Origin of the sequence: Curtobacterium sp. MCSS17_015, from assembly GCF_003234265.2 — a bacterium.
GTDB lineage: Bacteria > Actinomycetota > Actinomycetes > Actinomycetales > Microbacteriaceae > Curtobacterium.
The window spans coordinates 1,319,517-1,344,863 of sequence record NZ_CP126256.1 but is presented as its reverse complement, the minus strand read 5'-3'; the positions used below and the strand labels follow the sequence as shown (position 1 = coordinate 1,344,863).

At 71.9% G+C, this 25,347-nt stretch carries 24 protein-coding genes; 2 read left to right on the top strand and 22 right to left on the bottom strand.

Features of this window, described 5'->3' with window-relative positions:
* Positions 1-214: 214 nt before the first annotated feature.
* The 3 genes from dnaG to dusB all read right to left on the bottom strand — a co-directional run bounded on the left by dnaG (position 215) and on the right by dusB (position 4,647).
* On the bottom strand, positions 215-2,149 hold the full coding sequence (gene dnaG / locus DEJ18_RS06280; protein WP_111210290.1) for a DNA primase: 1,935 nt from the start codon (positions 2,147-2,149) through the stop codon (positions 215-217).
* Between the two features lie 69 nt (positions 2,150-2,218).
* Positions 2,219-3,499, bottom strand: coding sequence for a deoxyguanosinetriphosphate triphosphohydrolase (locus DEJ18_RS06275; protein WP_111210291.1), 1,281 nt, complete (start codon positions 3,497-3,499; stop codon positions 2,219-2,221).
* Positions 3,496-4,647, bottom strand: coding sequence for a tRNA dihydrouridine synthase DusB (dusB, locus tag DEJ18_RS06270; protein WP_111080303.1), 1,152 nt, complete (start codon positions 4,645-4,647; stop codon positions 3,496-3,498). The genes DEJ18_RS06275 and dusB overlap by 4 nt, the downstream gene beginning before the upstream one ends.
* 47 nt (positions 4,648-4,694) lie before the next feature.
* On the opposite strand from dusB, the gene DEJ18_RS06265 reads away from it, so the two are divergent.
* Positions 4,695-5,183, top strand: a complete 489-nt coding sequence (locus DEJ18_RS06265) for an aminoacyl-tRNA deacylase (protein WP_111080304.1) — start codon at positions 4,695-4,697, stop codon at positions 5,181-5,183.
* Positions 5,184-5,298: 115 nt separating this feature from the next.
* Here the strand turns inward: DEJ18_RS06265 and DEJ18_RS06260 are convergent, their stop codons facing one another.
* From DEJ18_RS06260 to DEJ18_RS06245, 4 genes are all read right to left on the bottom strand, one after another.
* Positions 5,299-5,466 carry a hypothetical protein gene (locus tag DEJ18_RS06260; RefSeq protein WP_181431047.1) on the bottom strand — a complete coding sequence of 56 codons (168 nt, stop codon included), beginning with the start codon at positions 5,464-5,466 and terminating at the stop codon, positions 5,299-5,301.
* Positions 5,463-6,182 (bottom strand): DsbA family oxidoreductase, encoded by a 720-nt coding sequence (locus tag DEJ18_RS06255; RefSeq protein WP_111210292.1) that lies wholly within the window; start codon positions 6,180-6,182, stop codon positions 5,463-5,465. Before DEJ18_RS06255 ends, DEJ18_RS06260 begins: the two co-directional genes overlap by 4 nt.
* A gap of 174 nt (positions 6,183-6,356) precedes the next feature.
* Complete coding sequence (locus tag DEJ18_RS06250; protein WP_111080306.1) at positions 6,357-7,742, bottom strand: glycine--tRNA ligase; 1,386 nt, start codon at positions 7,740-7,742, stop codon at positions 6,357-6,359.
* 105 nt (positions 7,743-7,847) lie between these two features.
* On the bottom strand, positions 7,848-8,954 hold the full coding sequence (locus DEJ18_RS06245) for an aminotransferase class V-fold PLP-dependent enzyme (RefSeq protein ID WP_111210293.1): 1,107 nt from the start codon (positions 8,952-8,954) through the stop codon (positions 7,848-7,850).
* A gap of 71 nt (positions 8,955-9,025) precedes the next feature.
* Between DEJ18_RS06245 and DEJ18_RS06240 the strand changes: the two genes are divergently transcribed.
* The gene (locus tag DEJ18_RS06240; protein WP_111210294.1) at positions 9,026-9,967 is read left to right on the top strand and encodes a LysR family transcriptional regulator; all 942 of its coding nucleotides are present in this window, start codon (positions 9,026-9,028) and stop codon (positions 9,965-9,967) included.
* A gap of 58 nt (positions 9,968-10,025) precedes the next feature.
* Here DEJ18_RS06240 and DEJ18_RS06235 read toward each other — a convergent pair whose 3' ends face one another.
* The 15 genes from DEJ18_RS06235 to hrcA all read right to left on the bottom strand — a co-directional run bounded on the left by DEJ18_RS06235 (position 10,026) and on the right by hrcA (position 25,344).
* Positions 10,026-10,826 (bottom strand): isoprenyl transferase, encoded by an 801-nt coding sequence (locus tag DEJ18_RS06235; RefSeq protein ID WP_111210295.1) that lies wholly within the window; start codon positions 10,824-10,826, stop codon positions 10,026-10,028.
* On the bottom strand, positions 10,823-11,680 hold the full coding sequence (gene recO, locus DEJ18_RS06230) for a DNA repair protein RecO (protein ID WP_258371031.1): 858 nt from the start codon (positions 11,678-11,680) through the stop codon (positions 10,823-10,825). The genes DEJ18_RS06235 and recO overlap by 4 nt, the downstream gene beginning before the upstream one ends.
* A gap of 175 nt (positions 11,681-11,855) precedes the next feature.
* Positions 11,856-13,625 (bottom strand): 2-isopropylmalate synthase, encoded by a 1,770-nt coding sequence (gene leuA / locus DEJ18_RS06225; RefSeq protein WP_111210296.1) that lies wholly within the window; start codon positions 13,623-13,625, stop codon positions 11,856-11,858.
* A gap of 237 nt (positions 13,626-13,862) precedes the next feature.
* Positions 13,863-15,257, bottom strand: a complete 1,395-nt coding sequence (locus tag DEJ18_RS06220; RefSeq protein ID WP_111210297.1) for an ABC transporter permease — start codon at positions 15,255-15,257, stop codon at positions 13,863-13,865.
* Entirely contained in the window at positions 15,254-16,003 is a 750-nt protein-coding gene (locus DEJ18_RS06215; RefSeq protein ID WP_111210298.1) for an ABC transporter ATP-binding protein, read from the bottom strand. The genes DEJ18_RS06220 and DEJ18_RS06215 overlap by 4 nt, the downstream gene beginning before the upstream one ends.
* A 108-nt stretch (positions 16,004-16,111) precedes the next feature.
* A complete protein-coding gene (locus DEJ18_RS06210; RefSeq protein ID WP_111210299.1) occupies positions 16,112-16,804 on the bottom strand; it encodes a response regulator in 693 nt (230 codons plus the stop codon).
* A 40-nt stretch (positions 16,805-16,844) separates the two neighbouring features.
* Positions 16,845-18,080 (bottom strand): sensor histidine kinase, encoded by a 1,236-nt coding sequence (locus DEJ18_RS06205; protein ID WP_111210300.1) that lies wholly within the window; start codon positions 18,078-18,080, stop codon positions 16,845-16,847.
* A gap of 56 nt (positions 18,081-18,136) precedes the next feature.
* A complete protein-coding gene (gene era, locus DEJ18_RS06200) occupies positions 18,137-19,072 on the bottom strand; it encodes a GTPase Era (protein WP_111210301.1) in 936 nt (311 codons plus the stop codon).
* A complete protein-coding gene (locus tag DEJ18_RS06195) occupies positions 19,069-20,400 on the bottom strand; it encodes a hemolysin family protein (RefSeq protein ID WP_309146580.1) in 1,332 nt (443 codons plus the stop codon). Before DEJ18_RS06195 ends, era begins: the two co-directional genes overlap by 4 nt.
* The gene (gene ybeY, locus DEJ18_RS06190; protein ID WP_111080316.1) at positions 20,397-20,858 is read right to left on the bottom strand and encodes an rRNA maturation RNase YbeY; all 462 of its coding nucleotides are present in this window, start codon (positions 20,856-20,858) and stop codon (positions 20,397-20,399) included. The genes DEJ18_RS06195 and ybeY overlap by 4 nt, the downstream gene beginning before the upstream one ends.
* Positions 20,855-21,898: a PhoH family protein gene (locus tag DEJ18_RS06185; protein WP_502866260.1), complete on the bottom strand. Its 1,044-nt coding sequence runs from the start codon at positions 21,896-21,898 to the stop codon at positions 20,855-20,857. The genes ybeY and DEJ18_RS06185 overlap by 4 nt, the downstream gene beginning before the upstream one ends.
* Positions 21,888-22,241: a histidine triad nucleotide-binding protein gene (locus DEJ18_RS06180; protein WP_111210420.1), complete on the bottom strand. Its 354-nt coding sequence runs from the start codon at positions 22,239-22,241 to the stop codon at positions 21,888-21,890. Before DEJ18_RS06180 ends, DEJ18_RS06185 begins: the two co-directional genes overlap by 11 nt.
* Before the next feature lie 149 nt (positions 22,242-22,390).
* Positions 22,391-23,155: a 16S rRNA (uracil(1498)-N(3))-methyltransferase gene (locus tag DEJ18_RS06175; RefSeq protein ID WP_111210303.1), complete on the bottom strand. Its 765-nt coding sequence runs from the start codon at positions 23,153-23,155 to the stop codon at positions 22,391-22,393.
* Complete coding sequence (gene dnaJ / locus DEJ18_RS06170; RefSeq protein ID WP_111210304.1) at positions 23,155-24,270, bottom strand: molecular chaperone DnaJ; 1,116 nt, start codon at positions 24,268-24,270, stop codon at positions 23,155-23,157. Before dnaJ ends, DEJ18_RS06175 begins: the two co-directional genes overlap by 1 nt.
* Before the next feature lie 51 nt (positions 24,271-24,321).
* Positions 24,322-25,344 (bottom strand): heat-inducible transcriptional repressor HrcA, encoded by a 1,023-nt coding sequence (gene hrcA, locus DEJ18_RS06165; protein WP_111210305.1) that lies wholly within the window; start codon positions 25,342-25,344, stop codon positions 24,322-24,324.
* Between the last annotated feature and the right edge of the window lie 3 nt (positions 25,345-25,347).

Sequence of the window (25,347 nt, the reverse complement as noted above, 5' to 3'; positions counted from 1 at the left end):
CAATGGTCACACCCTGTCAGACAACTGGCGGCCCCGGGAGCGGATTGTTTACACCGCTGTAACGCACGATCGCGTCTCGCGGGGCACGATCGGAGGCAGTGTGCCCGGCGCGGCGCGCAGGTTCGTTGCGCCCGTGGCGGTGAGTTGCGTCGGGCAACTCCGCGAGATGACGGGCCTGACGGGCCGCGGGCGGACGCGCGACCGCTGGTCGGGATCAGGCTCCCGGGGTGTCCGCGCGGAGGCGCATCCGCTGCGCGTCGAGGTCGACGAGTTGCCGCTGCACATCCGCCCGGCGCTCCTGGTCGGACGGGTCGGTGCGCTGCAGCTGTCCGAGCAGCGACGCCTTCCGTGCGAGCAGGTCGCGTTCCACGAGGGCGACGACGATCCCCCGGCAGTAGATGGCGAGGTCCTCGTCGGACCGCGCCGGGATGGGCGCGAGCGCGAGCTCCTGCACGAGCGACCGGAACGGCGTCGGCACGTCACTGATCAGCTTGTCGAGCCACGCCCGGTCCCCCACCGCGTCGATGTTCGCCACGACGGCGTCGCGCACCACCGACAGCATCCGGGCCGAGAACGTCGCCGACGCCGCCAGACCGAGCAGCGGCGCGCCGACGGACTGCGGCTGCTGCACCATCGCCATCACGGCGTCGCGCTCCATGCGGGCGATCGGGTCGTCCGGCAGGGAGCGCAGGCTCGCCTGCGGTTCCTCGGGGATGCTCGACGCCTCACCCTGGCCGCCGTGTCCGCCGGCCGGGCCGACGTGTCCGGCGCTGGCCGAGCCTCCTGTGCGGTGGTCCGAGCCGCTGTCGGCCGGACGGCGACGCGCGGCCGCGACCGCGCGTCGGACGTCCTCGATGTCCATCCCGAGCCATCCGGCGGTGTTCCGGATGTATCCGTCGGCGAGGGCGCGGTCTCGGATGCCCGCGATCACCGGAGCGGACTCGCGGAGCCCACCGACCCGGCCCTCGACGGTGTCGAGGTCGTGGCCGTCCAGGCGTCGCCGGATCATGAACTCGAACATCGGTCGGCGGTTCTCGACGAGCCGCCGGATCGCGTCGTCCCCGCGGGCCAGCCGCAGGTCGCAGGGGTCGAGCCCGCCCGGAGCGACCGCGACGTAGGTCTGCGACGCGAAGCGCTGCTCCTCGGCGAAGGCGCGCGACGCCGCGCGCTGACCGGCCTCGTCCGGGTCGAACGTGAAGACGATCTGACCGAGCTGCGACACGTGCTGTGCGGCCGAGTCACCGAGCATCGGGCGGAGGACCTTGATGTGGTCGACGCCGAACGACGTCCCGCAGGTCGCCACTGCCGTCGTGATGCCCGCCAGATGGCAGGCCATGACGTCGGTGTAGCCCTCGACGATGACGACCTGCTTGCCCTTCGCGATCTCCTTGCGGGCGAGGTCGATGCCGTAGAGCACCTGGCTCTTGTGGTAGATCGGCGTCTCCGGCGTGTTGAGGTACTTCGGCCCCTTGTCGTCCTCGAGCAGCCGCCGTGCGCCGAAACCGATCGTGGCCCCCGTGACGTCCCGGATCGGCCACATGAGCCGTCCGCGGAACCGGTCGTACGGGGAGCGGTCGCCCTGGCTGACCAGGCCCGCGGCGACGATCTCGTCGATGCTGAAGCGGAGGCCGCGCAGGTGGTCCTTGAGCGCGTCGAAGGACTTCGGGGCGAAGCCGACGCCGAAGTGCTGCGCCGCCGCCGGGTCGAAGCCGCGCTCCCCGAGGAACCGGCGAGCCGGCTCGGCCGCAGCGGTCGTCAGCTGCGCGGTGAAGAACGACTGCGCTGCCTCGTTCGCCGCGATGAGCCGGGCGCGGGCGTTGTAGTCGGTGCGGGGCCCGTCGCCCTCCTCGTAGTGGAGCGTGAAGCCGATCTTGGCGGCCATCCGCTCGACGGCCTCCTGGAACGTCGTGTGGTCCTGCGACATCAGGAAGCTGAAGACGTCGCCGTCCTCGCCGCACCCGAAGCAGTGGTAGCGACCGACCTGAGGCCGCACGTGGAACGAGGGCGTCCGCTCGTCGTGGAAGGGGCAGAGGCCCTTCAGCGAGCCGACGCCGGCGGACTTCAGTGTGACGTAGTCGCCCACGACGTCGGCGATGTCCACGCGCGCGCGGACCTCGTCGATGTCGTTCCGCGCGATCAGGCCAGCCACCCCACGATTCTAGTTCGCACGGACCGACGCCGGCCGACCGGTGCAGAGCGGCCGGGGCCGCGCGGCCGCTCAGACGGCGATGTGGACCGTTTCGCGCTCCCCCACGACCATCCGCTTGTGCCAGGCGAGCGCCCCCTGGTCCGTGAGGCTGGCGACCTGGTCGACGACCGCGCGCGACCTGCCCTGGTCGTCGTCGGCGGCACGCCAGTCCGCGGCGAAGCCCGGCTCGAGGGCGCCGTCACCACGTGCCGCCAGTGCGTCGAGCAGCTCGGTCAGGATCCGGCGCTGGTCCTCGTAGACCGGCTGACGGTCGCCGTGCGTCATCACGAAGGCCGCGACGATGCCCTTGAGGACCGCGATCTCGCCGATGATCTCGGGTGGGGTGACGACGCTCGCCGCGAACCGCACGAGCGAGCCCGAGGCGTAGGACTCCCGGGTCGCGGTCGTCGCGGTGCGGGCGAACCGCCCGATGAGCTGGCTCGTCAGGTTCTTCAGACGTGCCTGGTCCTGCCGCGAGCCGTCGTACGAGGTCATCCACAGCGACATCCCGCGTAGCCGGTCGAACGCCTCGAGCAGTTCGTCCCGGCTCAGGTCGTCACCGACCCAGGCGTGCATGGCCGTGACGATGTCGTTCTCCCCGACGCGGTCCCCGAGCGCGGCGACGTCGATGAACCCCGCGACGACGGCGTCCTCGAAGTCGTGCACGGAGTACGCGATGTCGTCGGACAGGTCCATCACCTGCGCCTCGATGCAGCGTTGGCGGCGGGGTGCGCCGGCGCGGAGCCAGGCGAACGCCTCGTGGTCGTCGTCGTAGAAGCCGAACTTCGTGCGACCCGAGGACGCTTCACCGACGCCCTGCGACGCCGGCCACGGGTACTTGCAGCTCGCGTCGAGGGACGCACGGGTGAGGTTGAGCCCGTACGCACGCCCGTCGTCGCCGTAGACCTTCGGCTCGAGGCGGGTGAGCAGGCGGAGGGTCTGGGCGTTCCCCTCGAACCCGCCGATGTCGGCTGCCCACGCGTTCACCGCGGTCTCGCCGTTGTGTCCGAAGGGCGGGTGCCCGATGTCGTGCGCCAGGCAGGCGGTGTCGACGACGTCCGGGTCGAGACCCAGGCTGTCGGCGAGCTCACGCCCGACCTGGGCGACCTCGAGAGAGTGCGTCAGGCGGTTGCGGGCGAAGTCGAGCCCGGTCGTCGGACTGAGGACCTGCGTCTTGGCGGCGAGTCGGCGGAGCGCGCTGGAGTGCAGCAGGCGCGCGCGGTCCCGCGCGAAGTCGCTCCGCCGGCTGCTGTGCTGCTCGGGGAACCACCGGTCCGCATCGGCCGGACCGTACGACGAGGTGGCGCTCATCCGCCGCTGTGGTGCATCTCGGCGGCGGCGAGGACCTTGCGGAACTCGGCGTCGACGTCGCGGCTCTCGAGCCAACGGTCCGGCAGCGCGGTCTTCTTGGGGTGCCCGGCACGACCGCGCGGGCCCTCGACGTCGGCGCCCGGGTACGGGGCGCTCCAGTCGAGCTTGCCGAGCAGGTCGTCGATCTCCTGCAGGCTGGACGCCATCGCCAGGCCGGATCGGACCTCACCACCGATCGGGTAGCCCTTGAAGTACCAGGCCACGTGCTTCCGGATGTCCCGGCAGCCGTGCTCCTCGGACTCGAAGAACTCGACGAGCAGTTCGGCGTGCCGACGGAACGCGACCGCGACGTCGCCGAGGCTCGGGGCCGCGCGGAGGTCCTCACCCCGGAAGGCGGCCGCGAGGTCGCCGAAGAGCCAGGGTCGGCCCAGGCAGCCGCGTCCGACCACGACGCCGTCGCAGCCGGTCTCGTCGACCATCCGCAGGGCGTCGGCGGCGGACCAGATGTCGCCGTTGCCGAGCACCGGGATGTCGGTGACGGTCTCCTTGAGGGTCGCGATCGCCGACCAGTCCGCCTGCCCCGAGTAGTGCTCGTTGGCGGTCCGAGCGTGCAGCGCGACGCTCGCGACACCGGCGTCGCGGGCGATCTTCGCAGCGTCGAGGTACGTCAGGTGGTCGCCGTCGATGCCCTTGCGCATCTTGACGGTCACCGGCACGTCCCCCGCGGCCTTGACCGTCTTGGTGACGAGGTCGCGGAACAGCTCGAGCTTCCAGGGGAGGGCTGCCCCGCCGCCCTTGCGCGTGACCTTCGGCACGGGGCAGCCGAAGTTGAGGTCGATGTGGTCCGCCCGGTCCTCGCCGACCAGGATCGTGGCGGCTTCGGCGACGGTGTTCGGCTCGACGCCGTACAGCTGGATCGACCGCGGGGTCTCGGACTCGTGGTGCCGGATGAGCCGCATCGACTCGGGTGTCCGCTCGACCAGGGCACGGGAGGTGATCATCTCGCACACGTACAACCCGGCGCCGTACTCACGGCAGAGGCGGCGGTACGCCATGTTCGTGATGCCGGCCATCGGGGCGAGCACGACGGGCGCATCGACCTGGATCGGTCCGATGCGCAGGGGCGCTGCTGCTTGTGTGATCGTCATACCTTCCTCATCCTCCCACGTCGCCGCCCGCCGGTAGCGTTCTCCACATGACCGTTCCCGCCGCCGTCGCCCGCTTCGATGCCGACGCCGCCGCCCGAGGCCTGGACGTCCAGGTCGTCGAGCGTCCCGCAGCCGACTCCCTCGAGGGCGCCGCGGCCCTGCTCGGCATCGACCCGGGCGACATCGTGAAGACCCTGGTCGTGAAACGGCACGACGGCGGGTTCCTGCTCGCGCTGGTCCCCGGGGGCCGGAGCATCGCCTGGAAGAAGCTCCGCACCGTCGTCGGCGTGAACAAGCTGTCGATGCCCGACGCGGCCACCGCCCTCGAGGCCAGCGGCTACGAACGCGGCACCATCACCCCGATCGGCGCGACGGGCGAGCTGCCGGTCTTCGCCGACGAGCGCGTGCTCGGTCGGCGGGTCGCCCTCGGCGCGGGGCGCCACGGCGCGAGCGCCTTCGTGGACGGCGACGCACTCGTCGCGGCCTACGGTGCGACGGTCGCCGACATCACCGACGAGGAGCCGGCGCGCCCCTGAGGAGCGTCCCGCATCGCCGGCCACGCGCCCGGACCGGCGATCGGCCCGGCTCCGCCGACGGCACCCCGCGGGAACCCGGCGCAGTGTGCGGACCGGGGCGCGAACGAGGACGGCGTCAGTCCGGGACCTCGGACCAGTCCCCCTCGGCACCCGGCACGAAGCACGAGTCGCCCTCGCAGACGGGGGCGCCGCCGGGCGTCACGAACGTCAGCAGCGCAGGCCGGCTCTCGGAGCCAGCCGGGAGGCCCGACCCACCGGACAGCGGGACCGACGCGCCCGTCATCGGGTCACCTCGGCGTCCGCTGCCGCGTCGTCCTCGGCGCGCTGGGCGGCCTCGGCCATCTCGGCCGGGGTCGACTCCCGGAGCGCCACCACCTGGCGGAGGACCTGCTCGAACGCGGCCGGGTCCTGCGCGCCGGAGACGCCGTACTTGCCGTCGATGACGAAGAACGGGACACCGTTGATGCCGTACGCCTGCGCCTGCGCCTGGTCCGCACGGACGGCCGCGAGCTGCGCGTCGTCGCGGAGGGTGGCGATCACCTCGTCGCGGTCGAGTCCGACCTCGGCGGCGAGGTCGGCGAGGGACTCGTCCTGGCCCACGTGCTCGCCGCGCTCGAAGTAGCCTGCGAAGAGGCGCTCGACCATCTCGAGCTGCTTGCCGTGCTGCTTGGCGACGTGGATCACCTGGTGCGCCTTGACGGTGTTCGTGTGCCGCAGGGCGTCGTAGTCGTAGTGCAGGTCGACCTGGGCGGCGATGCCGGCGACCTGGTCGATCATCTGCTGGGCCTGCTGCACCGGCAGGCCCTTGTGCTGCGAGAGGAACTCGGCCTCGGTGCCCTCGAAGTCGACGGGCGTGTCCGGGCTCAGTTCGAAGGAGTGGTACTCGACCTCGACCGGTCCGCCGAACGCGGCGACGCCCGCCTCGAACTTGCGCTTGCCGATGTAGCACCAGGGGCAGGCGATGTCCGACCAGACATCGACCTTCACGGAGTCGTTCATGCTGAGCTCAACGCGGGCACGGGCGCGGCATTCCCCGTGGGTCGGGCGGCCCGGCGTCGTCCGACTGGGCACGACAGGAACCGCCCCGGACCACGGGATCCCGTGGTCCGGGGCGGTTCCTGTCGTGCGAGTCCGATCGGCGCCGGAAGGGCCGCGGGCGTCGAACGCAGCGCGCTACGCGCCGAGCAGCCGCTCCGCCAGGTACCCCTGCAGGCGGTCGAGCGAGACACGCTCCTGGCCCATGGTGTCGCGCTCGCGCACGGTCACGGCCTTGTCCTCGAGCGTGTCGAAGTCCACCGTGATGCAGAACGGCGTGCCGATCTCGTCGTGGCGACGGTAGCGGCGACCGATCGCCCCGGCGTCGTCGAAGTCGACGTTCCAGTTCTTGCGCAGGTCGTCGGCCAGGCCGCGGGCGACCGGCGAGAGCTGCTCGTTCCGGGACAGCGGCAGGACCGCGGCCTTGACGGGCGCCAGGCGCGGGTCGAGACGCAGGACCGTGCGCTTGTCGACGCCGCCCTTCGCGTTCGGAGCCTCGTCCTCGGAGTACGAGTCGAGCAGGAACGCCATGAGCGCACGGGTCAAACCGAACGACGGCTCGATGACGTACGGCACGTACTTCTCGTTGGCGGCCTGGTCGAAGTACCGGAGGTCCTGCCCCGACGCCTCGATGTGGTTTTTCAGGTCGAAGTCGGTGCGGTTCGCGACGCCCATGAGCTCGCCCCACTCGGTGCCGGCGAAGCCGAAGCGGTACTCGATGTCGGCGGTCGCGTCGGAGTAGTGCGCGCGCTCTCCGTCCGGCACGTCGAAGCGGCGCAGGTTCTCCGGGTCGATGCCGAGGTCGGTGTAGAACGCGACGGCGTCGGCGATCCACTGCTCGTAGTGCTCCTGGGCCGAGGCCGGCGGCACGAAGTACTCGATCTCCATCTGCTCGAACTCACGGGTGCGGAAGATGAAGTTGCCCGGTGTGATCTCGTTGCGGAACGCCTTGCCGACCTGGCCGATGCCGAACGGGGGCTTCATGCGGCTGGTCGTCACGACCTGCGCGAAGTCGACGAAGATGCCCTGCGCGGTCTCGGGGCGGAGGAAGTTCAGGCCCTCTTCCGACTCCACCGGGCCGAGGTAGGTCTTGAGCATGCCGCTGAACTCGCGGGGCTCGGTCCACTCGCCGCGGGTGCCGCAGTTCGGGCAGGCGATCTCGGCCATGCCGCCCTCGGGGGCGCGGCCCTTCTTCGCCTCGAACGCCTCGAGCAGGTGGTCCTCGCGGAACCGGTGGTGGCAGTGCAGGCACTCCACCAGCGGGTCGGTGAAGGTCGCGACGTGGCCGGAGGCCTCCCACACCTTACGGGGCAGGATGACGGCGGAGTCGAGGCCGACCATGTCGCCACGGCCGCGGACGAACCGCTGCCACCACTGGCGCTTGATGTTCTCCTTGAGCTCCACGCCGAGGGGCCCGTAGTCCCACGCGGAACGAGAGCCACCGTAGATCTCCCCCGACTGGAAGACGAACCCACGGCGCTTGGCCAGGGCGATGACGCTGTCGAGACGGGAGGGCTGTGCCACGGGGAGCTCCTGTGTTCGCCGAGCTGGGTGCTCGGTGTTGCGGGCGGACCCGGCAATGCTAGCGGCCCGGGAGGCCCGCCCCGGCTCCGCCACCGCTCGTCCCGGTCACGACGTGGCCGGCTCCAGCCCCGCCAACGCCGCCGCCACGGCGGTCACGTCGTCCTCGTCGTTCCAGTGGTGGAACGCGATGCGGAGCCGTCCGGCCCGTCCCGAGGCCGTGAGCCCTGCGGCGGTGAGGCCGCGCAGCCGGGTCCCGTCGGCATCCGGGAACGTGACGATCGCCTGCCCGTCCGCACCGCTGCCGGCCGCGACGCCGGTGCCGACCGCGGCAGCGGCAGCGTCAGTGCGACCTTGCCGCGGTGACCCGAGCGCGTCGCAGAGCCGGTCCGCGAGACCGGTGGCGTGCCTCCAGGCCGCACCCGGGTCGAGCGAGACCGCGTGCCGGAGCGCCGCCACGGCGCCCGGCCACGCCTGCCAGGCCGGGGAGACGTCGAAGCGGCGGGCGTCGTCGGCCAGGCGCATCGTCGGGCCGTAGCAGGAGGACCACACGTCCTCGCCCGCGTACCACCCGGCCTGGACGGGGCGGAGCCGGCCGAGCGCGGTGTCGGACAGTGTCATGAAGGCGACGCCGCGCGGGGCGCAGAGCCACTTGTACGCGTGCGTGAGCGTCACGTCGAACGGCGCCGCCGACACGGGCAGCACGCCGGCGGCCTGGGTGAGGTCGCACAGGGTGAGCGCACCGACGCGTCGGGCGGCCGCGACGACCGGCTCGGGATCGGTGACGACCCCGGTGGCGGACTGCACGGCGGACCAGGCGACGAGTGCGGTGTCGGGTCCGACGGAGTCGGCGAGGCGGTCGAGGGGGACACTGCGGACGCGGACGCCGCGATGGGACTGGACGAGGAAGGGGAACACGACGGAGCTGAAGTCGCCGTCGGGGACGACCACCTCGGCCCCGTCGGGCAGGGCGTCGGCCACGACGGCGGCCATCACCGACGTCTGGGAGCCGGTCGCGACCCGCGCCGCCGGGACGCCGACGAGGTCGGCGAACAGGGCGCGCCCCTCCTCGACGAGGGCGCCGTAGCGGGCGGGGGACGTCTCGGCGCGCGACCACGCGTCGAGGTCGGCGCGCTGCGCGGCGAGGGTGCCGAGCGTCGGGAGGCCTGCAGTGCACGCCGCGAGGTAGCCGCGGCCGTCGGGGAACGAGTCCATGTCCGACAGGCTCCCCCCGCAGACGTCATCACACCAGGGGCTGTTCGTTGTGCCACCGGTAACATCACGTGATGGACGAGATCGACCCGCAGCTGCTCCGGGTGCTCCGCGCCGTGGCCGACGGTGGCTCGATCACCCGCGCCGCCGCCGCACTCGGGTCGAGCCAGCCCGCCGTGAGCCAGCTGCTGACCCGGGCCGAGCAGCGCCTCGGGCACGCACTCGTCCTCCGCGGTGGACGTGGTGCGACACTCACGCACGCCGGCCAGGTGCTCGCCGACCACGCCCTGCACGTGCAGGCGGCGCTGACGGCCGCACGGGAGGACCTCGACGCGGTCGGCGGACTCACCCGCGGCCGCGTCCGGCTCGCCGGGTTCCCGAGCGCTTCGTCGGCCCTCGTCCCCGCGGTGCTCGCCCGGATGGCGGCGACGGCCCCGGGTGTGCACACCTCGTACGTCGAGGTCGAACCACCCGAGGCGCTCGACCTGGTGCGCAGTGGCGCGGTCGACGTCGCCCTCACCTTCACCTACGTCGGCGACGAGGTCGGAACCGTCCCGGACCCCGGCCTCGTCACCCGCGCGCTCGGCCGCGACCCGCTGGCGCTGGTGACGCCGGCCGATGCGAGCCGACCGGGAGGCCCGGGCCCCGTCCGCGCCGGTGGCTCCACCGTCGTGGACCTCGCGTCCCACCGCGACGCCCGCTGGATCGGCGGTTGCCCGCGCTGCCGTGGTCACCTGCTCGCCTCGTGCGCGACGGCGGGGTTCACGCCGGACATCGTTCTCGAGACCGACAACGCGGCCGCGGTCGTGGGGCTCGTGGCTGCCGGACTCGGGGTCGCACTGCTCCCCCGGCTGGCGCTCGCCACCGCGGTCGTCCCCGCCGGTGTCGCCGTCGACCCCGTGGACGACGACCTTGCCCGCCGTGTCGAGGTCGTCGTCGCCCGCGGGGCCGACCGGGTGCCGAGCGTCCGGGCGGCGCTCGACGCCGTGCGCTCCGCGGCGCACCTCCTCGCCTGACCGGATGGTCGGTCCGCTGCGCGAGCCGGGGCTCGGCGCCGCCCGTCGGGGCGGGCGGCTAGGCCGTCGGGGTGTCCACCGCGCCGCCGTACCGACGGTCGCGGCTGGCGTACTCCTCGATCGCTCCCCAGAGGTCGGAGCGGCGGAAGTCCGGCCAGAGCCGGTCGAGGAACACCATCTCGGCGTAGGCCGACTGCCAGAGCAGGAAGTTGCTCGTCCGCTGCTCGCCGGAACTCCGGAGGAACAGGTCGACGTCCGGCAGCTCGGGGACGTACAGCCGCTTCGCCAGGGTCTTCTCCGTGACCTGGCTCGGCTTGATGCGTCCGGCGGCGACGTCGTCCGCGATCGAGCGCACGGCGTCCGCGATCTCGTTGCGGCCGCCGTAGTTGACGCACATGGTCAGCGTGAGGACGTCGTTGTCCGCGGTCATCTGCTCCGCGGTCTGCAACTCGTCGATGACGCTGCGCCACAACCGCGGGGTCCGACCGGCCCACCGGACGCGGACGCCCCACTCGTGCAGCTGGTCGCGGCGGCGACGGATGACGTCCCGGTTGAAGCCCATGAGGAAGCGGACCTCTTCGGGTGACCGCTTCCAGTTCTCCGTCGAGAACGCGTAGGCCGACACGTGCGTCACGCCGATCTGGATCGCCCCGGCGACGACGTCGAGCAACGAGGCCTCGCCGGCCTTGTGCCCCTCGATCCGCGTCAGCCCGCGCTGGTTCGCCCACCGGCCGTTGCCGTCCATCACGATCGCGACGTGCTCCGGGACGAAGCGCTTCGGGATGGTGGGCGGCTGCTCGCCCGTCCAGTCGACCGGCAGGAAGGGTTCCGGCTCGGCGGCGGGACGGCGAGGGTTCATGCGCGGGTTCCTTCGGGGCCGGGGGCGGGATCAGGGCCGTGGTCGTCCGGGGTCGGCACGGGAGGCGCCGGCACCGCTGCGACCGCCGCCGGCACTCCGCCGGGGTGCGGCGCCAGCGGCGAGGGGTGCTCGGTGCGGTCGACGTGCGGCAACGACCTGAGCGATCGTTCCAGGTGCCACTGGGCGTACGCCGCCACCACGCCGGAGGCCCGCGACCTGGTGCGCTCGTCGGTCGCGTCGACACTGCCCCAGTCCCCCGCCAGCAGCTGCCCGAGGACGGCCAGCGTCGCCGGGTCCAGGCGGGGCGTGCCGGGAGGCGCGGCCGCGTCCGCCACGACGCCGCCGAGCTGCACGACGAAGGCCGAGTGCGGCCCGGGCTCCCCGGTGACCGCGCAGTCGCTGAACGAGGGCGCCCAGCCGGCGATGCTCATCGCCCGGAGCAGGTACGAGTCGAGGGTCGCGCTCGGTTGGTGCTCCCCGCGCGACAGCGACCGCAGGGCCCCGACGAGCAACAGGTACTGCTGCAGTCCGGCGTCCGCCTCGCTCAGCCGGTCCGCGGTCTCGACCATCGCGCTCGCTGCCGTGTACGCGCCGTAGTCGGCCACGATGCGGGCGCCGTACGCGCCCAGGGACTCGGCCTGCGTGACGATGTCGAGCGACCGGCCCTCGTAGAACTGGGCGTCGACGACCATGAACGGTTCGAGCCGCGAGCCGAACTTCGATGCCGTGCGCCGGACGCCCTTCGCGACGGCGCGGATCTTGCCGTGCTCCCGGCTGAGCATCGTGACGATGCGGTCGGCTTCACCGAGCTTGTGGGTGCGCAGCACGACGCACTCGTCCCGGTACAGCGGCATGTCCCCAGTATCCCCCGCGCCGCCGACACCTCCCGCTCGCCACCGCCGACACTGCCGAGCCGCACCGCGCCTCCCGGCTGCGCTGCGATGCGCCACCGGACGCACATCGCGCCCCGTCGGAACGGGGCGCGATGGGCGGAACGGGTGCGACCACGGCGAGTGAGCCGCCGCGGCGTCAGGCGGAGACGAGCTCCGGCGTGCCGGAGGCCGCGCCCGCGCGGACGGCACGGTTCACCGCGGAGACGATCGCCTTGAGCGACGCGGTCGCGATGTCGGCGTCGATCCCGACGCCCCAGAGACGGACCCCGTCGACGTCGAGCTCGACGTAGGACGCGGCCTGCGCGTCCCCGGAGGCACTCATCGTGTGCTCCGAGTAGTCGTACAGCGTGACGGCGACGCCCTGCTCCTTCATCACCGTCAGGAAGGCGTCGATGGGACCGGTCCCGACGGCTTCGGCGGTGACGGTGCCCTCGTCGACGCGCATCGCGACCGAGAGCTTCGTCGTGCCGTCGAAGTCGCTCGACGTCGCGGTCTTCGTGATCTCGTAGCGGCCCCACTTGTCGTCGTCGACGTGCGCGGGCAGGTACTCGTCGTGGAACAGGTCCCAGATCCGCTCCGAGGTGAACTCGCCACCCTCGGCGTCCGTGCGCCGTTGGACGACCCCGGAGAACTCGATCTGCAGCTTGCGGGGCAGGTCGAGCGCGTGGTCGGTCTTCAGCAGGTAGGCGACGCCGCCCTTGCCCGACTGGGAGTTGACGCGGATGACGGCCTCGTACGAGCGGCCGATGTCCTTCGGGTCGACCGGCAGGTACGGCACCGCCCAGACCACGTCGTCGACACCGACGCCCTCGGCCTCTGCCCGGGCCTCGAGCGCCTCGAGGCCCTTCTTGATGGCGTCCTGGTGCGAGCCGCTGAAGGCCGTGTAGACGAGGTCGCCCGCCCACGGCTGGCGCTCGGGCACCGGCAGCTGGTTGCAGTACTCGACCGTGCGCTTGACCTGGTCGATGTCCGAGAGGTCGATCTCCGGGTCGATGCCCTGCGTGAACAGGTTCATGCCGAGGGCGACGAGGTCGACGTTGCCGGTGCGCTCCCCGTTGCCGAACAGGCACCCCTCGATGCGGTCGGCCCCGGCCATGTAACCGAGCTCTGCGGCGGCGACGGCGGTGCCGCGGTCGTTGTGCGGGTGCAGCGACAGGATGACGTCCTGCCGGTGGGCGAGGTTGCGCGACATCCACTCGATCGAGTCGGCGTACACGTTCGGCGTCGCCATCTCGACCGTCGCGGGCAGGTTGATGATCACCTTGCGATCGGGGGTCGGCTCGAACACCTCGAGCACGGCGTTGCAGATCTGCACCGCGACCTCGAGCTCGGTGCCCGTGTACGACTCCGGCGAGTACTCGTAGAACACCGCGGTGTCGTGCTGCAGCCGGGCCTCGGCCGCCTTGCACATGTGCGCCCCGGCGACCGCGATGTCGATGACGCCCTGCACGTCGGTGCGGAACACGACCTCACGCTGGACGATGCTCGTCGAGTTGTAGAGGTGCACGATGGCCTGCTTCGCGCCGTCGATCGCCTCGTACGTGCGGTCGATGAGGTGTTCGCGCGCCTGGGTCAGGACCTGGATGGTGACGTCGTCGGGGATCGCGCCCTCGTCGATGAGCGAGCGGACGAAGTCGAAGTCGGTCTGCGAGGCGCTGGGGAACCCGACCTCGATCTCCTTGTAGCCCATCTGCACGAGCAGGTCGAACATGGCCCGCTTGCGTTCGGCGTCCATCGGGTCGATGAGCGCCTGGTTGCCGTCACGCAGGTCGACGGCACACCAGCGCGGTGCACGGTCGATGCGCTTGGTCGGCCAGGTGCGGTCGGGCAGGTCGACGGTGATCTGCTCGGAGAAGGGCACGTACTTGTGGATCGGCATCCCGGAGGGGCGCTGTGCGTTCTGCATCGGTTCGCTTTCGTCGGTGTGGTTCAGGAGCGGCCACGACGGACTCCGCGACGAGGTGGGCCGGTTGTCAGGCCTCGTCGCGGCGACGAAGGAGGAGGAGTGCCGAGGACATCGAGATCACGCTAGCACCGGAGGCGGCGCACGGCCCACCGTGTGACGCGTGGACGACGGACGGAAGGCGCGGTGCCGACCGGCACCGTGCCTCCCGTCCGTCGTCCCGGCGACGACCTCGACCGGTCAGTCGACCGCGAGCGCCTCGGTCGGCGGCACGCGCATCGCCCGCCGGACGGGTGCCACGGTCGCGACGACCGCGAGGACGAGCGCGCCGACGACCACGATCGCGATCGTCAGCGGCGGCAGGACCGGCGTGACCGGCGAGCCGAGCGTCCCGAGCAGCGTCTGTCCGCCGAGCCAGCCGTACGCGGTGCCGAGCACGAGCCCGGTGACGACGGCCGCCACGACCATCTGCACGGCCTCGGTGACGATCATCCGGCGGACCTGCGCGCCGGTCAGGCCCAGCACGCGGAGCAGCCCGAGCTCCCGACGGCGCTGCAGCACCCCGAGCGCGAGCGCGTTGACGACCCCGACGGCGGCGATCACGGCGGAGAACCCGACGATGACGCTGACCACCGCGTTGAGCTGCGCGAAGAAGCCCCGCTGCTCCTCGAGCATCGCCGGCGTGATGCCGCTCTGCCCGGACAGCGTGGACTCGGTGACGTGCTGCATGATGCCCAGCGCGACGGCGAAGGTCACCAGGAGCGTGACGCCGATCACGAGGCCGATCGTGGCGCGGGAGGACCGGGCCGGCGCGCGCATGGCGTTGCGGCCCGCGAGCAGGACCACGGGGTCGTTCGCCCCGATCCGGCCGATGGCCTGCAGGACCGGGGGCATCACGATCGTCGCACCGACCGCGACCCCGGCGAAGGACACGAAGCCGCCGAGGGCAGCCGGCAGCACGGCGAGCGGCGTGAGGGCGCTGAGGGCGAGCCCGACCAGGGCGAGGAGCGCGCCGCCGGCCATGAGGACGATGGCCCAGACCTTGCGTGCGGTGCCCGACCGGACGTCCTCGTGGCTGGGTTCGACGCTCGAGGACAGCGCCTGGAGCGGCGTGACCGTGAGCACGCGACGCGAGCCGGCCGCGAAGGCCCCCCACGTGGCGAGGACGACGGCGACGACGGGCAGCACGAGTTCCCACGGCAGGAGCGTGTAGGAGCGGTCGGGCAGGAAGCCGTTGCCGCGCAGGACCGCGACGAAGACGGCGGACAGGCCGGTGCCGACCACGGCACCGGTGACGGCGCCGAGCAGTCCGACGAGCAACCCGGTCCGGGTGATCCGCGCCCGGAGGGTCGCGCCCGAGGCACCGACGAGCCGCTGGAGTGCGATCACGCGGGTCTGCCCTGCGATGAGCGTCGCGCAGGTGTTCGCGGTGACGATGGCGCCGACGTAGAGGGCGATCCCGAGGAAGAGCCACCCGATCACGGACAGGATCTCCTCGACCGCCCCGACGTCGTCGAGCCCGGTGGCGGACATCGCCTCGGTGACGATGCCCGGCGCGATGACGAGCGCCGAGCCGAAGGTGGTGCCCAGCGCCGCGACCAGGACGGTGGGCGCGAACTGCCGGATCCCGTTCACGCTGCCGCCTCCATCCCGAGCATCGTCGCCGAGATGTCCGCGGCGGACATGCCCGGACGGTCCCCGACGATGCGGCCGTCGGCGAGGAACAGGATGCGGTCCGCGTTCGCCGCCGCGACCGGGTCGTGCGTGACCATCACGACGCTCTGCCCCCAGTCGGCCACGGCACCGCGGAGGATCGCGAGCACGTCGCGACCCGTGCGGGAGTCGAGGGCGCCCGTCGGTTCGTCGGCGACCACGACCGCGGGCCGCGAAGCCAGCGCACGCGCGATCGCGACGCGCTGCTGCTGTCCGCCGGAGAGCTGGTGCGGCCGATGTGTGAGGCGGTTGCCGAGCCCGAGCATCTCGACGAGCCGGTCGATCCACGCCGACTCCTCGCGGTCGGGCTTGTGCCCGCCGAGCAGGAACGGCAGTCGGATGTTCTCGCTGACGTCGAGGGTCGGCACGAGGTTGAAGGACTGGAAGACGAACCCGAGGCGGCGACGCCGGAGTTCGGTGAGCTCCCGGTCGCCGAGGCCGGTGATGTCCGCGCCGTCGATCGTGATGCGCCCGGAGGACACCTGGTCGAGCCCGGCCGCGACGTGCATGAGCGTCGACTTGCCGGAGCCGGACGGCCCCATCACGGCGGTGAACTCACCTGCCCCGATGTCGACGCTGACGTCGTCGAGCGCCGTCACCCGGCGCGCGGCGTCGCCGTAGTGCTTGGAAACGTGGTCGAGGCGGATGATCGGAGCGTGGTTGGTCATGGCTCCACGATCGCGTCCGGGAGGCCCGCGGCGCGTCCGTCGCCCGACTCGCGTCCGTCATCCGCTCGGCTCGGATCGGCGGACGGCGTCCCCCTGACGGATGAGGTGTCAGTCGCCCTTGGTGACGAGTCCGTGCTCGTGCGCGAAGACGACCAAGCGGACGCGGTCCCGCAGCTCGAGCTTCGTGAGGACGCGGGAGATGTGGGTCTTCACCGTGGCCTCGCTGACGTACTCGTGCTTGGCGATCTCGGCGTTGCTGAGCCCCCGCGCCGCGAGGTCGAAGATCTCGCGTTCCCGTGGCGTCAGGTCGGCGAAGGCGGCCGGCGCGCTGGCACGCTGCTCGGCCGGGTCCTCGTACCGGCGGAGGAGTTCCCGCGTCGCCGAGGCCGCGAAGACCGTGGTGCCCGCGTGCACGGTCCGGATGGCGGCGAGCAGGAACTCGGGGTCCGCGTCCTTGAGCACGAACCCGCTCGCCCCGGCCCGGATGGCCTTCGCCGCGGCCTCGTCGAAGTCGAAGGTGGTGAGGACGAGCACCTTGGCGGCGGACCCGCTGGCGATGATGCCGGCGGTGGCGGTGATGCCGTCCATGACGGGCATGCGGACGTCCATGAGCACGACGTCGGGCCGGCTCTGTCGGACGAGTTCGATCCCCTCGGCACCGTCCCCGGCCTCCCCCACGAACTGCAGGTCCGGCTGGGAGCCGATGAGCATCCTGATGCCCGTGCGGAACAGCGCCTGGTCGTCGACGAGGGCGACGCGGATGCGCGGCGCGTCGGCGGTCGTGGTGTGCTCGCTCGTCATCGTGTGCTCGTCACCGTGTTGCTCGTCACCGTGTTGCTCGTCACCTGGGGCTCCGCTCCTGGTTCGTGGACGGGATCGTGTTCCGGGGCATCTGCCCGGTCGACGGCTGGGCCGGCATCCGGACGGCCACGGCGAAGTCCTCGCCGCGGGGTCCCGCTGTCATGCTCCCGCCGGACATCGTGGCACGTTCGCGCATGCCGACGAGCCCGTGCCCGGTCCCGGGGCCCGGGCGGTCGCCCTCGGCCCGCCGGTTCACGACGTCGATCTCGACCGTGTCGGGGCGGTAGGTCAGCCGCGCGCGGACCGGGGCACCGCGCTCCCCGTGCTTGTACGCGTTCGTCAGGCTCTCCTGCACGATGCGGTAGACGGCGAGCTGCGTCGTGGTGGGCAGCGCCGACGGGTCGCCCTGTCGTTCCACCTGCACGTCGAGGCCGACGTCCCGCATCTGTCCGACGAGCTGTTCGATGTCGTCGACGTCCGGGGTGGGGGCCGTGCCCTGCTCGTGCCGGAGGGCGCCGAGCAGTTCGCGGACGTCTCCCAGGGCGCGACGGGCCGTGGAGCCGATCGTGCCGAGCGCTTCGTCGGCGACCGCGGGGTCGGCGCGCAGCGCGTACCGGGCGCCGTCCGCCTGCGCGATGACGACCGCGAGCGAGTGCGCCACGATGTCGTGCATGTCCCGCGCGATGCGCACCCGCTCCTGCTCGATCGCGACGGCTCGGTCTGCTCGGGCGGCGTCGCGCTCGGCGAGCAGTTGCGCCTCCCGGCTCATCCGCGCGGAACGGCGGGCGCGGACGGCGAGGCCGGCGAGCCACGGCAGCAGCAGGACGGCCAGGGTGAAGACGAACCACGTGACGCCGTAGTTCACCGACTCCATGAGGGACTCCGGACGGCCGCCGATGCCGGAGACACCGTAGATCCGGACCCCCGTGTAGACGCCGGCCAGGACCGCGCCGACCACGGCGGAGACCAGTCCGAGCACCCGGACGCGTCGGCTGCCGTAGACGCTGGTGGTGTACACGACCCCGGCGACCATCGCGTCGGCGATGTTCGGGTCCTGCAGCGTGGCCATCTGGAATGCGGCCGTCACCCATGCGACGGCCAGACCGGGTCCCGGTGCCATCCGGCGGAGGGCGAGCGCCAGCGTCAGCCCGGCGATCGTCCCGAGCCCGGCCACCCCACCGACGTCCGCGCCGGACAGGACCGTGATGAGGCCGCCCAACACGATGGCCACCGAGACGTCGACGACGATCTGGGTGCGCAGGAGTGGGCGGAACACCAGTCCACGGTACGGCGCTCGACCCGACCCCGCGTCCGACGGCGGGATGATCCGGGTCAGAAGCCGAGACGTCCCAGCTGCTTCGGGTCGCGCTGCCACTCCTTGGCGACCTTCACGCGGATGTTGAGGTAGACGTGGCGACCCACGAGCGCCTCGATCTCCGCACGGGCCCGTGTCCCGACGTCCTTGAGTCGCCCGCCCTTGTGCCCGATGACGATCGCCTTCTGGCTGTCCCGCTCGACGAACAGGTTGGCGAAGATGCGCAGCGGGCCGTCCGGGTCGTCGTCGTCCGGCTCGACCACGTCCTCGATGACGACGGCGAGCGAGTGCGGCAGTTCGTCGCGGACGCCCTCGAGCGCGGCTTCGCGGATGAGCTCGCCGATGCGCTCCTCGTCGGTCTCCTCCGTCACGGCCAGGTCGTCGTACAGCTGCGGCGACTCCGGCAGCAGCGACACGACCTCGTCGAGGAGGTCCTCGAGCTGCAGTCCCTCGGTGCCGGAGGTCGGGATGATCGCGTCCCACTCCCGCAACCGCGACACCGCGAGCAGCTGCTCGGCGACCTTCTCCTTGCCGGCGCGGTCGATCTTCGTGACGATCGCGACCTTCTTGGCCCGCGGGTACTGGTCGAGCGTGTCGTTGATGAACCGGTCGCCCGGCCCGATCGGCTCGTTCGCGGGGACGCAGAACCCGATGACGTCGACGTCACCGAGCGTGGACTGCACGAGGTCGTTGAGGCGCTCCCCGAGGAGGGTCCGGGGGCGGTGCACCCCGGGGGTGTCCACGACGATCACCTGTCCGTGCGGACGGTGCACGATCCCGCGGATCGCCCGTCGTGTCGTCTGCGGCTTCGACGAGGTGATCGCGACCTTCTGCCCGACGAGGGCGTTCGTCAGCGTCGACTTGCCGACGTTCGGACGACCGACGAAGGAGACGAACCCCGCGCGGTAGGGCGCGGTGGTCTCGGGCGCGGCGTCGGTTCCGGAGTCGGTCATGTGGTTCGTGTTCCCGTCGTGGAGTGGTCGGTGTCGCCGAAGGCCTGCTCGGCGGACTCGAGGTCGGCGGTGCGCTCCGCCAGGACCGTGATGAGGTGACGCCGCTTGCCCTCGACCCGGTCGGCCGTCAGCACGACGCCGGACACCGTCACGGTGTCCCCGGCGGACGGCAGGTGCCCGAGTTCCTTGGTGAGCAGGCCGCCGACGGTGTCGACGTCGTCGTCGTCGAGCTCGATGCCGAACAGGTCCCCGAGCTCGTCGATGGACAGCCGGGCGGAGATGCGCCAGTGCCCGGGTCCGATCTCGGCCCGGTCGACCACGGTGCGGTCGTACTCGTCGGAGATGTCGCCGACGAGCTCCTCGATGAGGTCCTCCATCGTCACGAGCCCCGCGACGCCGCCGTACTCGTCGACCACGAGGACGAGGTGGTTCTTGGCCAGCTGCATGTGCCGGAGGGTCTCGTCCGCCGGTTTCGACTCCGGCAGGAACTCCGCCGGGCGGAGCATCGTCCGCACGGCCCGCGTGCCCACCTCGGGCCGCTCGTACAGGGCGCGGGCGAGGTCGCGGAGGTAGGCCACGCCGAGCACGTCGTCGCTGTCCCGGCCGGTCACCGGCATCCGGGAGACGCCGGTCGCGAGGAACTGCTCCATCACCGCGGCGACGGTGTCGTGCGCGTCCGCGGTCACCATGTCGGTCCGGGGCACCATGACCTCGCGGACGAGGGTGTCGCTGAACGCGAAGACCGAGTGGATGAGCTCACGGTCGTCCGCTTCGAGCACGTTGCTCTCGGTCGCCTCGTCGACGAGTGAGAGCAGCTGCTCCTCGCTCGAGACGCTCGAGGCGCTGCGGACACGACCCGGCGTCACCCGGTCACCGATCGCCACGAGGAGACCGGCGAGCGGTCCGAGCACGATGCGCACGCCGCGGACGAGGCCTCCGGTGGCGGCGATGATGCCCTCGGCATGGGCCCGACCGACGCTTCGCGGGCTCGAGCCGACGAGCACGAACGACACCGCGGTCATCACGGCTGCCGACACGATCAGCGCGAGCCACCACGTGTCGAACACCGTGACGAGCGCGATCGTCACGAGCACCGCCGCCGCCGTCTCGGCGAGCACGCGGAAGAAGTTGAGGGCGTTGACGTGGGCACCGGGGTCGTCCGCCAGCGCCTCGATCGCGCGACGACGCTTGCTGCCGCGGGCGATCTCCTCGAGGTCGGCGCGCGAGAGCACCGACAGGGCGGAGTCGGCGGCCGCGAGCAGTCCGCCGAGGACCACCAGCACGAACGCCACCGCGAGCAGGACGGCGACGAGGAACACTGCGGTCACCGCCCCCGGCGCGCGGCGGCGAAACCACGGAGGATCTCGCCCTGCAGGCCGAACATCTCGGCCTTCTCGTCCGGCTCCGCGTGGTCGAAGCCGAGCAGGTGGAGCACCCCGTGGCACGTGAGCAACAGGATCTCGTCGAGGGTCGAGTGTCCGGCGGTCTTCGCCTGCTCCTCGGCCACCTGCGGGCAGACCACGATGTCGCCGAGGAGCCCGGCGGGGGTCGGCTCGTCCTCGGTGCCCGGGCGGAGTTCGTCCATCGGGAAGCTCAGGACGTCGGTCGGACCGGGCTCGTCCATCCACCGGATGTGCAACTGCTCCATCGCGCCCTCGTCCACGAAGACGATCGCGAGCTCGGCATCCGCGTGCACGTGCATGGCGTCCAGCGCGAACGCGGCGAGGCGCTGCACCGCGTCCTCGTCGACCGCCACGCCCGACTCGTTGTTGAGCTCGATGCTCACCGGTTGCCTCCTCGGCGGTCGTCCTGGTGCTGGGAGCGGTGCCCGGCCTGCTCGGCGAGACGTTCTTCGTCGTACTGCGTGTACGCGTCGACGATGCGGCCCACCAGCGTGTGGCGGACGACGTCCTCGCTGCCGAGCCGGGCGAAGTGGATGTCGTCGACGTCGTCGAGGATGCGCGTGACGAGGCGCAGACCCGAGACGTTGCCGGGCAGGTCGATCTGGGTGATGTCACCCGTGACCACCATCTTCGAGCCGAAGCCGAGACGCGTCAGGAACATCTTCATCTGCTCGGGCGTGGTGTTCTGCGCCTCGTCGAGCACGACGAACGAGTCGTTCAGCGTCCGCCCACGCATGTACGCCAACGGAGCGACCTCGACCGTGCCGGCGGCCAGGAGCTTCGGGACCAGCTCGGGGTCCATCATCTCGTTGAGCGCGTCGTACAGCGGACGGAGGTACGGGTCGATCTTGTCCGTGAGCGTCCCGGGCAGGAACCCCAGCCGCTCGCCGGCCTCCACCGCGGGGCGGGTGAGGATGATCCGGGTGACCTCGCGCCGCTGCAACGCCTGGACGGCCTTCGCCATCGCCAGGTAGGTCTTGCCGGTGCCGGCGGGGCCGATGCCGAACGTGATCGTGTTCTCGTCGATCGCGTCGACGTACGCACGCTGCCCGTCGGTCTTCGGGCGCACGGATTTGCCTCGGCTCGACACGATCGGGGTCCCGAACACGTTCGACGGGCTGCGCTCGTCGTCGATGATCCGCGCCGACGTCGGGATGTCCGACTGCCCGATGTCCTGACCACGCCGGACCATGCCGACGAGTTCGTCGACGAGGGCGCGGGCCCGGGTGACGTCGCGCTCGGGGCCGGAGAGCGAGACCTGGTTGCCGCGCACCAGGACGCGGACGCCCGGGTACTGGCGCTCGACGGTCTTCAGCAGGCGGTCCTGCGGTCCGAGCAACTGCACCATGGCGATGCCGTCGACGGTGAGTTCCGAGACGGAGACGGACTCCGGCTCGGTGGTGGCTGGTTCGTCAGCTGGCAAGGGTGCCTTCCTGCAGGTCTCCTGCGAGTACGTGCGCATGCACGTGGAACACGGTCTGCCCGGCGGCTTCGCCGGTGTTGAACACGAGTCGGAACTGGCCGCCGGCGCGTTCGTCGGCGATGCGCTGCGCCGTCACCACGACGTGCGCGAGCAGCTCGGGATCCGCGTCCGCGAGTTCGCCGACGTTCGCGTACGCCTGGGTCTTGGGGACGACGAGCACGTGGACCGGGGCCTTGGGGGCGATGTCCTCGAAGGCGATGACGCGGTCGTCCTCGGCGACGATGGTCGCCGGGATCTCGCGCGCGACGATCTTCGTGAAGACGCTTGGCTCGGTGCTGGTCATGACTCCATCGTAGAACGCACGACCCGCGCCGCGCCTTCCCGGTCCGTCGACGCGGTCCGATCCGCGCCGGACCGTGACGTCGGGGTACGGATCGCCGTCCTGGCGATCCAGCGTCCGGGCCACCAGCGTCCGGGTCACCAGCGTCCGGGTCACCAGCGTCCGAGTCGCGTCTGCAGGACCGCCAGGGCGGCGGGTCCCGCCGTCGAGGTCCGCAGCACGCTGTCGCCGAGCCGCACCCGGACGGCACCGGCCGCTTCGAGCCGGTCGAGTTCGGCGGGGTCGATCCCGCCCTCCGGACCGACCACGAGGGCGATCTCGTCCGCATCGACCGGCGGTTCCCAGGTCGCGAGCCGACCCGAGGCGGTCGGTTCGAGCAGGACCAGCTGCCGACGCGCCTCCTGGCCGGCTTCCACTGCTGCCGTTCCCGCGCCACCGGCGAGCTGCGCCGTCGTCACCGGGGCGACGACGTCGGGGACCCGCGAGCGCACGGCCTGCTTCGCTGCTTCCTGCGCGATCGCCGCCCAGCGGGCACGGCCCTTCTCGATCTTCGGGCCCTCCCACCGCGAGACGCTCCGGGCGGCGGCCCACGGCACCACGCGGTCGACCCCGATCTCGGTGGCCGCCTGGACGGCCATCTCGTCGCGACCGCCCTTGGCGAGCGCCTGCACGAGCGTCAGCGAGGGCCGCGGTGCCGGGTCCACGTCCACCGCGGCGACGGTGAGCACGAGCGAGTCCTTGCCCACCGCGCTCACCGCACCCGCGACGACCGTGCCGCGCCCGTCGGACAGCCGGAGCTGTTCGCCGACCCGGACGCGCGCGACCGTCACGGCGTGGCGACCCTCGGCGCCGTCGAGCGACACCGTGCCGCCCACCGTGACGTCGTCGAGCGCGCCGACGAGGTAGAGCGAGGCCATCAGAAGTTGAAGAACCGGTCGCGGAGCTTGCCGAACATGCCCTGCTGGAAGCGGGACAGCTGCGGCGAACCGGCCTTGTGCGTCTTCGCGAGCTGCTCGACGAGCTGGCGCTCCTTGTGGGAGAGCTTCGTCGGGGTGACCACCTGCACGCCGACCTTCAGGTCGCCGCGACCCGAGCCCCGCAGCTTCGTGACGCCGCGGTCCTTGATGACGAGGACGTCAGCGCTCTGCACGCCCGGTCGGAGTTCGAGTTCCACCGGACCGTCGAGGCCGTCGATGGTCGTCGTGGCGCCGAGGATCGCGTCGGTCATCGGGACCTCGAGCGTGGCGAGCAGGTCGTCGCCGTCGCGGCTGAACACGTCGTGGTGGCGGACCCGGACCTCGAGGTACAGGTCGCCCGCGGGACCACCGGCCGGACCGACCTCGCCCTGGCCGGGCATCTGCAGGCGGAGCCCGGAGTCGACCCCGGCGGGCACGTCCACCGGGACCGTGCGGCGGGCGCGGACCCGGCCCTGACCCTGGCACGTCGGGCAGGGGTTCGGGATGACGGTGCCGTAGCCGCGGCAGGTCCCGCACGGGGCGCTCGTGACGACGTTGCCGAGCAGCGAACGGACCTGGCGCTGGATGTGTCCGGATCCGCCGCAGATGTCGCAGGTCTGCGGGCTCGTGCCGGGTGCACAGCAGGAGCCGCCACACGTCTCGCAGAGCACGGCGGTGTCGACCTCGAGGTCCTTGTGCGTGCCGAAGACGACCTCGTCGAGGTCGACCTCGAGCCGCAGCAGGGCGTCCTGACCGCGCTCGGCGCGACTGCGCGGGCCGGTCCCCCGGCCACCGCCGCCGCCCCCGCCGCCGAAGAAGGCGTCGAAGATGTCGCTGAAGCCGGCGGCTCCGCCACCGCCGAACGGGCCGTCCTGGCCGCCGGCGTCGAAGCGGCGGCGCTGCTCCGGGTCGCTCAGCACGTCGTACGCGTGCGTGACGTCCTTGAAACGCTCCGCGGCGTCGGGGCTCGGGTTCACGTCCGGGTGGAGTTCACGGGCGAGCCGCCGGTACGCCTTCTTGATGTCGGCATCGGAGGCGTCGCGCGGGACGCCGAGGACGTCGTAGTGGTCTGCCAAGTGTTCCTCAGGGGGTGCGTGGGTGGACGGGGTGGGAAGCGCGCCGGGCGATCAGTTCTCGCCGAGCAGCCGGGACAGGTAGCGGGCGACCGCACGGACCGCGGCCATGTTCGTGCCGTAGTCCATCCTGGTCGGGCCGAGGACGCCCAGCCGGGCGATCTCACCGCGGGCGGCCAGGTAGCCGCCCGCGACGATGCTCGTGGCGTCGAGACCGTACTCGGCGTTCTCGGCACCGATGCTGGCGGCGACCGCGATGTCGTCGACCTGCATCTCGCCGAACAACCGGAGCAGGGTGACCTGTTCCTCGATCGCCTCGAGCACCGGGAAGAGGCCGCCGGAGAAGTCCTGCTCGCTCTTGGCGAGGTTGGCCGCTCCGGCCATCAGCAGGCGGTCCTGTCGGTTCGCCGCGACCTGCTCGACGAGGCTCGCGACGACCACGCCGGCGAGCGGCTGGACCTCGGGGCGCAGCTGACCCGGGATCGCCCGGAGCGCCTGCGGGGCGTCCTGCAGCGGCAGTCCGACCGTGGCGCCGTTCACGACGGAACGGACCTCGGCCAGCGCGGATTCACCGACGGCGACGTCGGTCTCGATGACGCGCTGCTCGACCCTGGCGGTGTCGGTGATGAGGACGACCATCAGCCGGGTGTCGGCCAGCCGGACGAGTTCGACGTGCTGGACGCGCGCGTGCCCCATGGTCGGGTACTGCACGAGCGCGACCTGGTTCGTCAGCTGGCTCAACAGCCGGACCGTGCGGGTGAGGACGTCGTCGAGGTCGTTCGAGGCGCCGAGGAAGGTCTCGATCGCCTGGCGCTGGGCACCGGAGAGCGGGCGCGCGGCCGCGAGGTGGTCGACGAACACCCGGTAGCCCTTGTCGGTCGGGACCCGACCGGAGGAGGTGTGCGGAGCGATGATGAGCTGCTCGTCCTCGAGCTGCGCCATGTCGTTGCGGATCGTGGCCGCACTCACCCCGAAGGCGTGACGCTCGACGATGGTCTTCGACCCGACCGGCTCCCGCGAGGCGACGTAGTCACGCACGATGGCCTTGAGGACCTCGAGGCTGCGTTCGCTGACCATCGG

Coding starts and splice junctions, on each gene's coding strand:
- DEJ18_RS06275 (WP_111210291.1), bottom strand. CDS start 3,499: ATGAGCGCCACCTCGTCGTACGGTCCGGCCGATGCGGACCGGTGGTTC.
- dusB (WP_111080303.1), bottom strand. CDS start 4,647: ATGACGATCACACAAGCAGCAGCGCCCCTGCGCATCGGACCGATCCAG.
- DEJ18_RS06265 (WP_111080304.1), top strand. CDS start 4,695: ATGACCGTTCCCGCCGCCGTCGCCCGCTTCGATGCCGACGCCGCCGCC.
- DEJ18_RS06260 (WP_181431047.1), bottom strand. CDS start 5,466: ATGACGGGCGCGTCGGTCCCGCTGTCCGGTGGGTCGGGCCTCCCGGCT.
- DEJ18_RS06255 (WP_111210292.1), bottom strand. CDS start 6,182: ATGAACGACTCCGTGAAGGTCGATGTCTGGTCGGACATCGCCTGCCCC.
- DEJ18_RS06245 (WP_111210293.1), bottom strand. CDS start 8,954: ATGGACTCGTTCCCCGACGGCCGCGGCTACCTCGCGGCGTGCACTGCA.
- DEJ18_RS06240 (WP_111210294.1), top strand. CDS start 9,026: ATGGACGAGATCGACCCGCAGCTGCTCCGGGTGCTCCGCGCCGTGGCC.
- DEJ18_RS06235 (WP_111210295.1), bottom strand. CDS start 10,826: ATGAACCCTCGCCGTCCCGCCGCCGAGCCGGAACCCTTCCTGCCGGTC.
- recO (WP_258371031.1), bottom strand. CDS start 11,680: ATGCCGCTGTACCGGGACGAGTGCGTCGTGCTGCGCACCCACAAGCTC.
- leuA (WP_111210296.1), bottom strand. CDS start 13,625: ATGCAGAACGCACAGCGCCCCTCCGGGATGCCGATCCACAAGTACGTG.
- DEJ18_RS06215 (WP_111210298.1), bottom strand. CDS start 16,003: ATGACCAACCACGCTCCGATCATCCGCCTCGACCACGTTTCCAAGCAC.
- DEJ18_RS06210 (WP_111210299.1), bottom strand. CDS start 16,804: ATGACGAGCGAGCACACCACGACCGCCGACGCGCCGCGCATCCGCGTC.
- era (WP_111210301.1), bottom strand. CDS start 19,072: ATGACCGACTCCGGAACCGACGCCGCGCCCGAGACCACCGCGCCCTAC.
- DEJ18_RS06180 (WP_111210420.1), bottom strand. CDS start 22,241: ATGACCAGCACCGAGCCAAGCGTCTTCACGAAGATCGTCGCGCGCGAG.
- DEJ18_RS06175 (WP_111210303.1), bottom strand. CDS start 23,155: ATGGCCTCGCTCTACCTCGTCGGCGCGCTCGACGACGTCACGGTGGGC.
- hrcA (WP_111210305.1), bottom strand. CDS start 25,344: ATGGTCAGCGAACGCAGCCTCGAGGTCCTCAAGGCCATCGTGCGTGAC.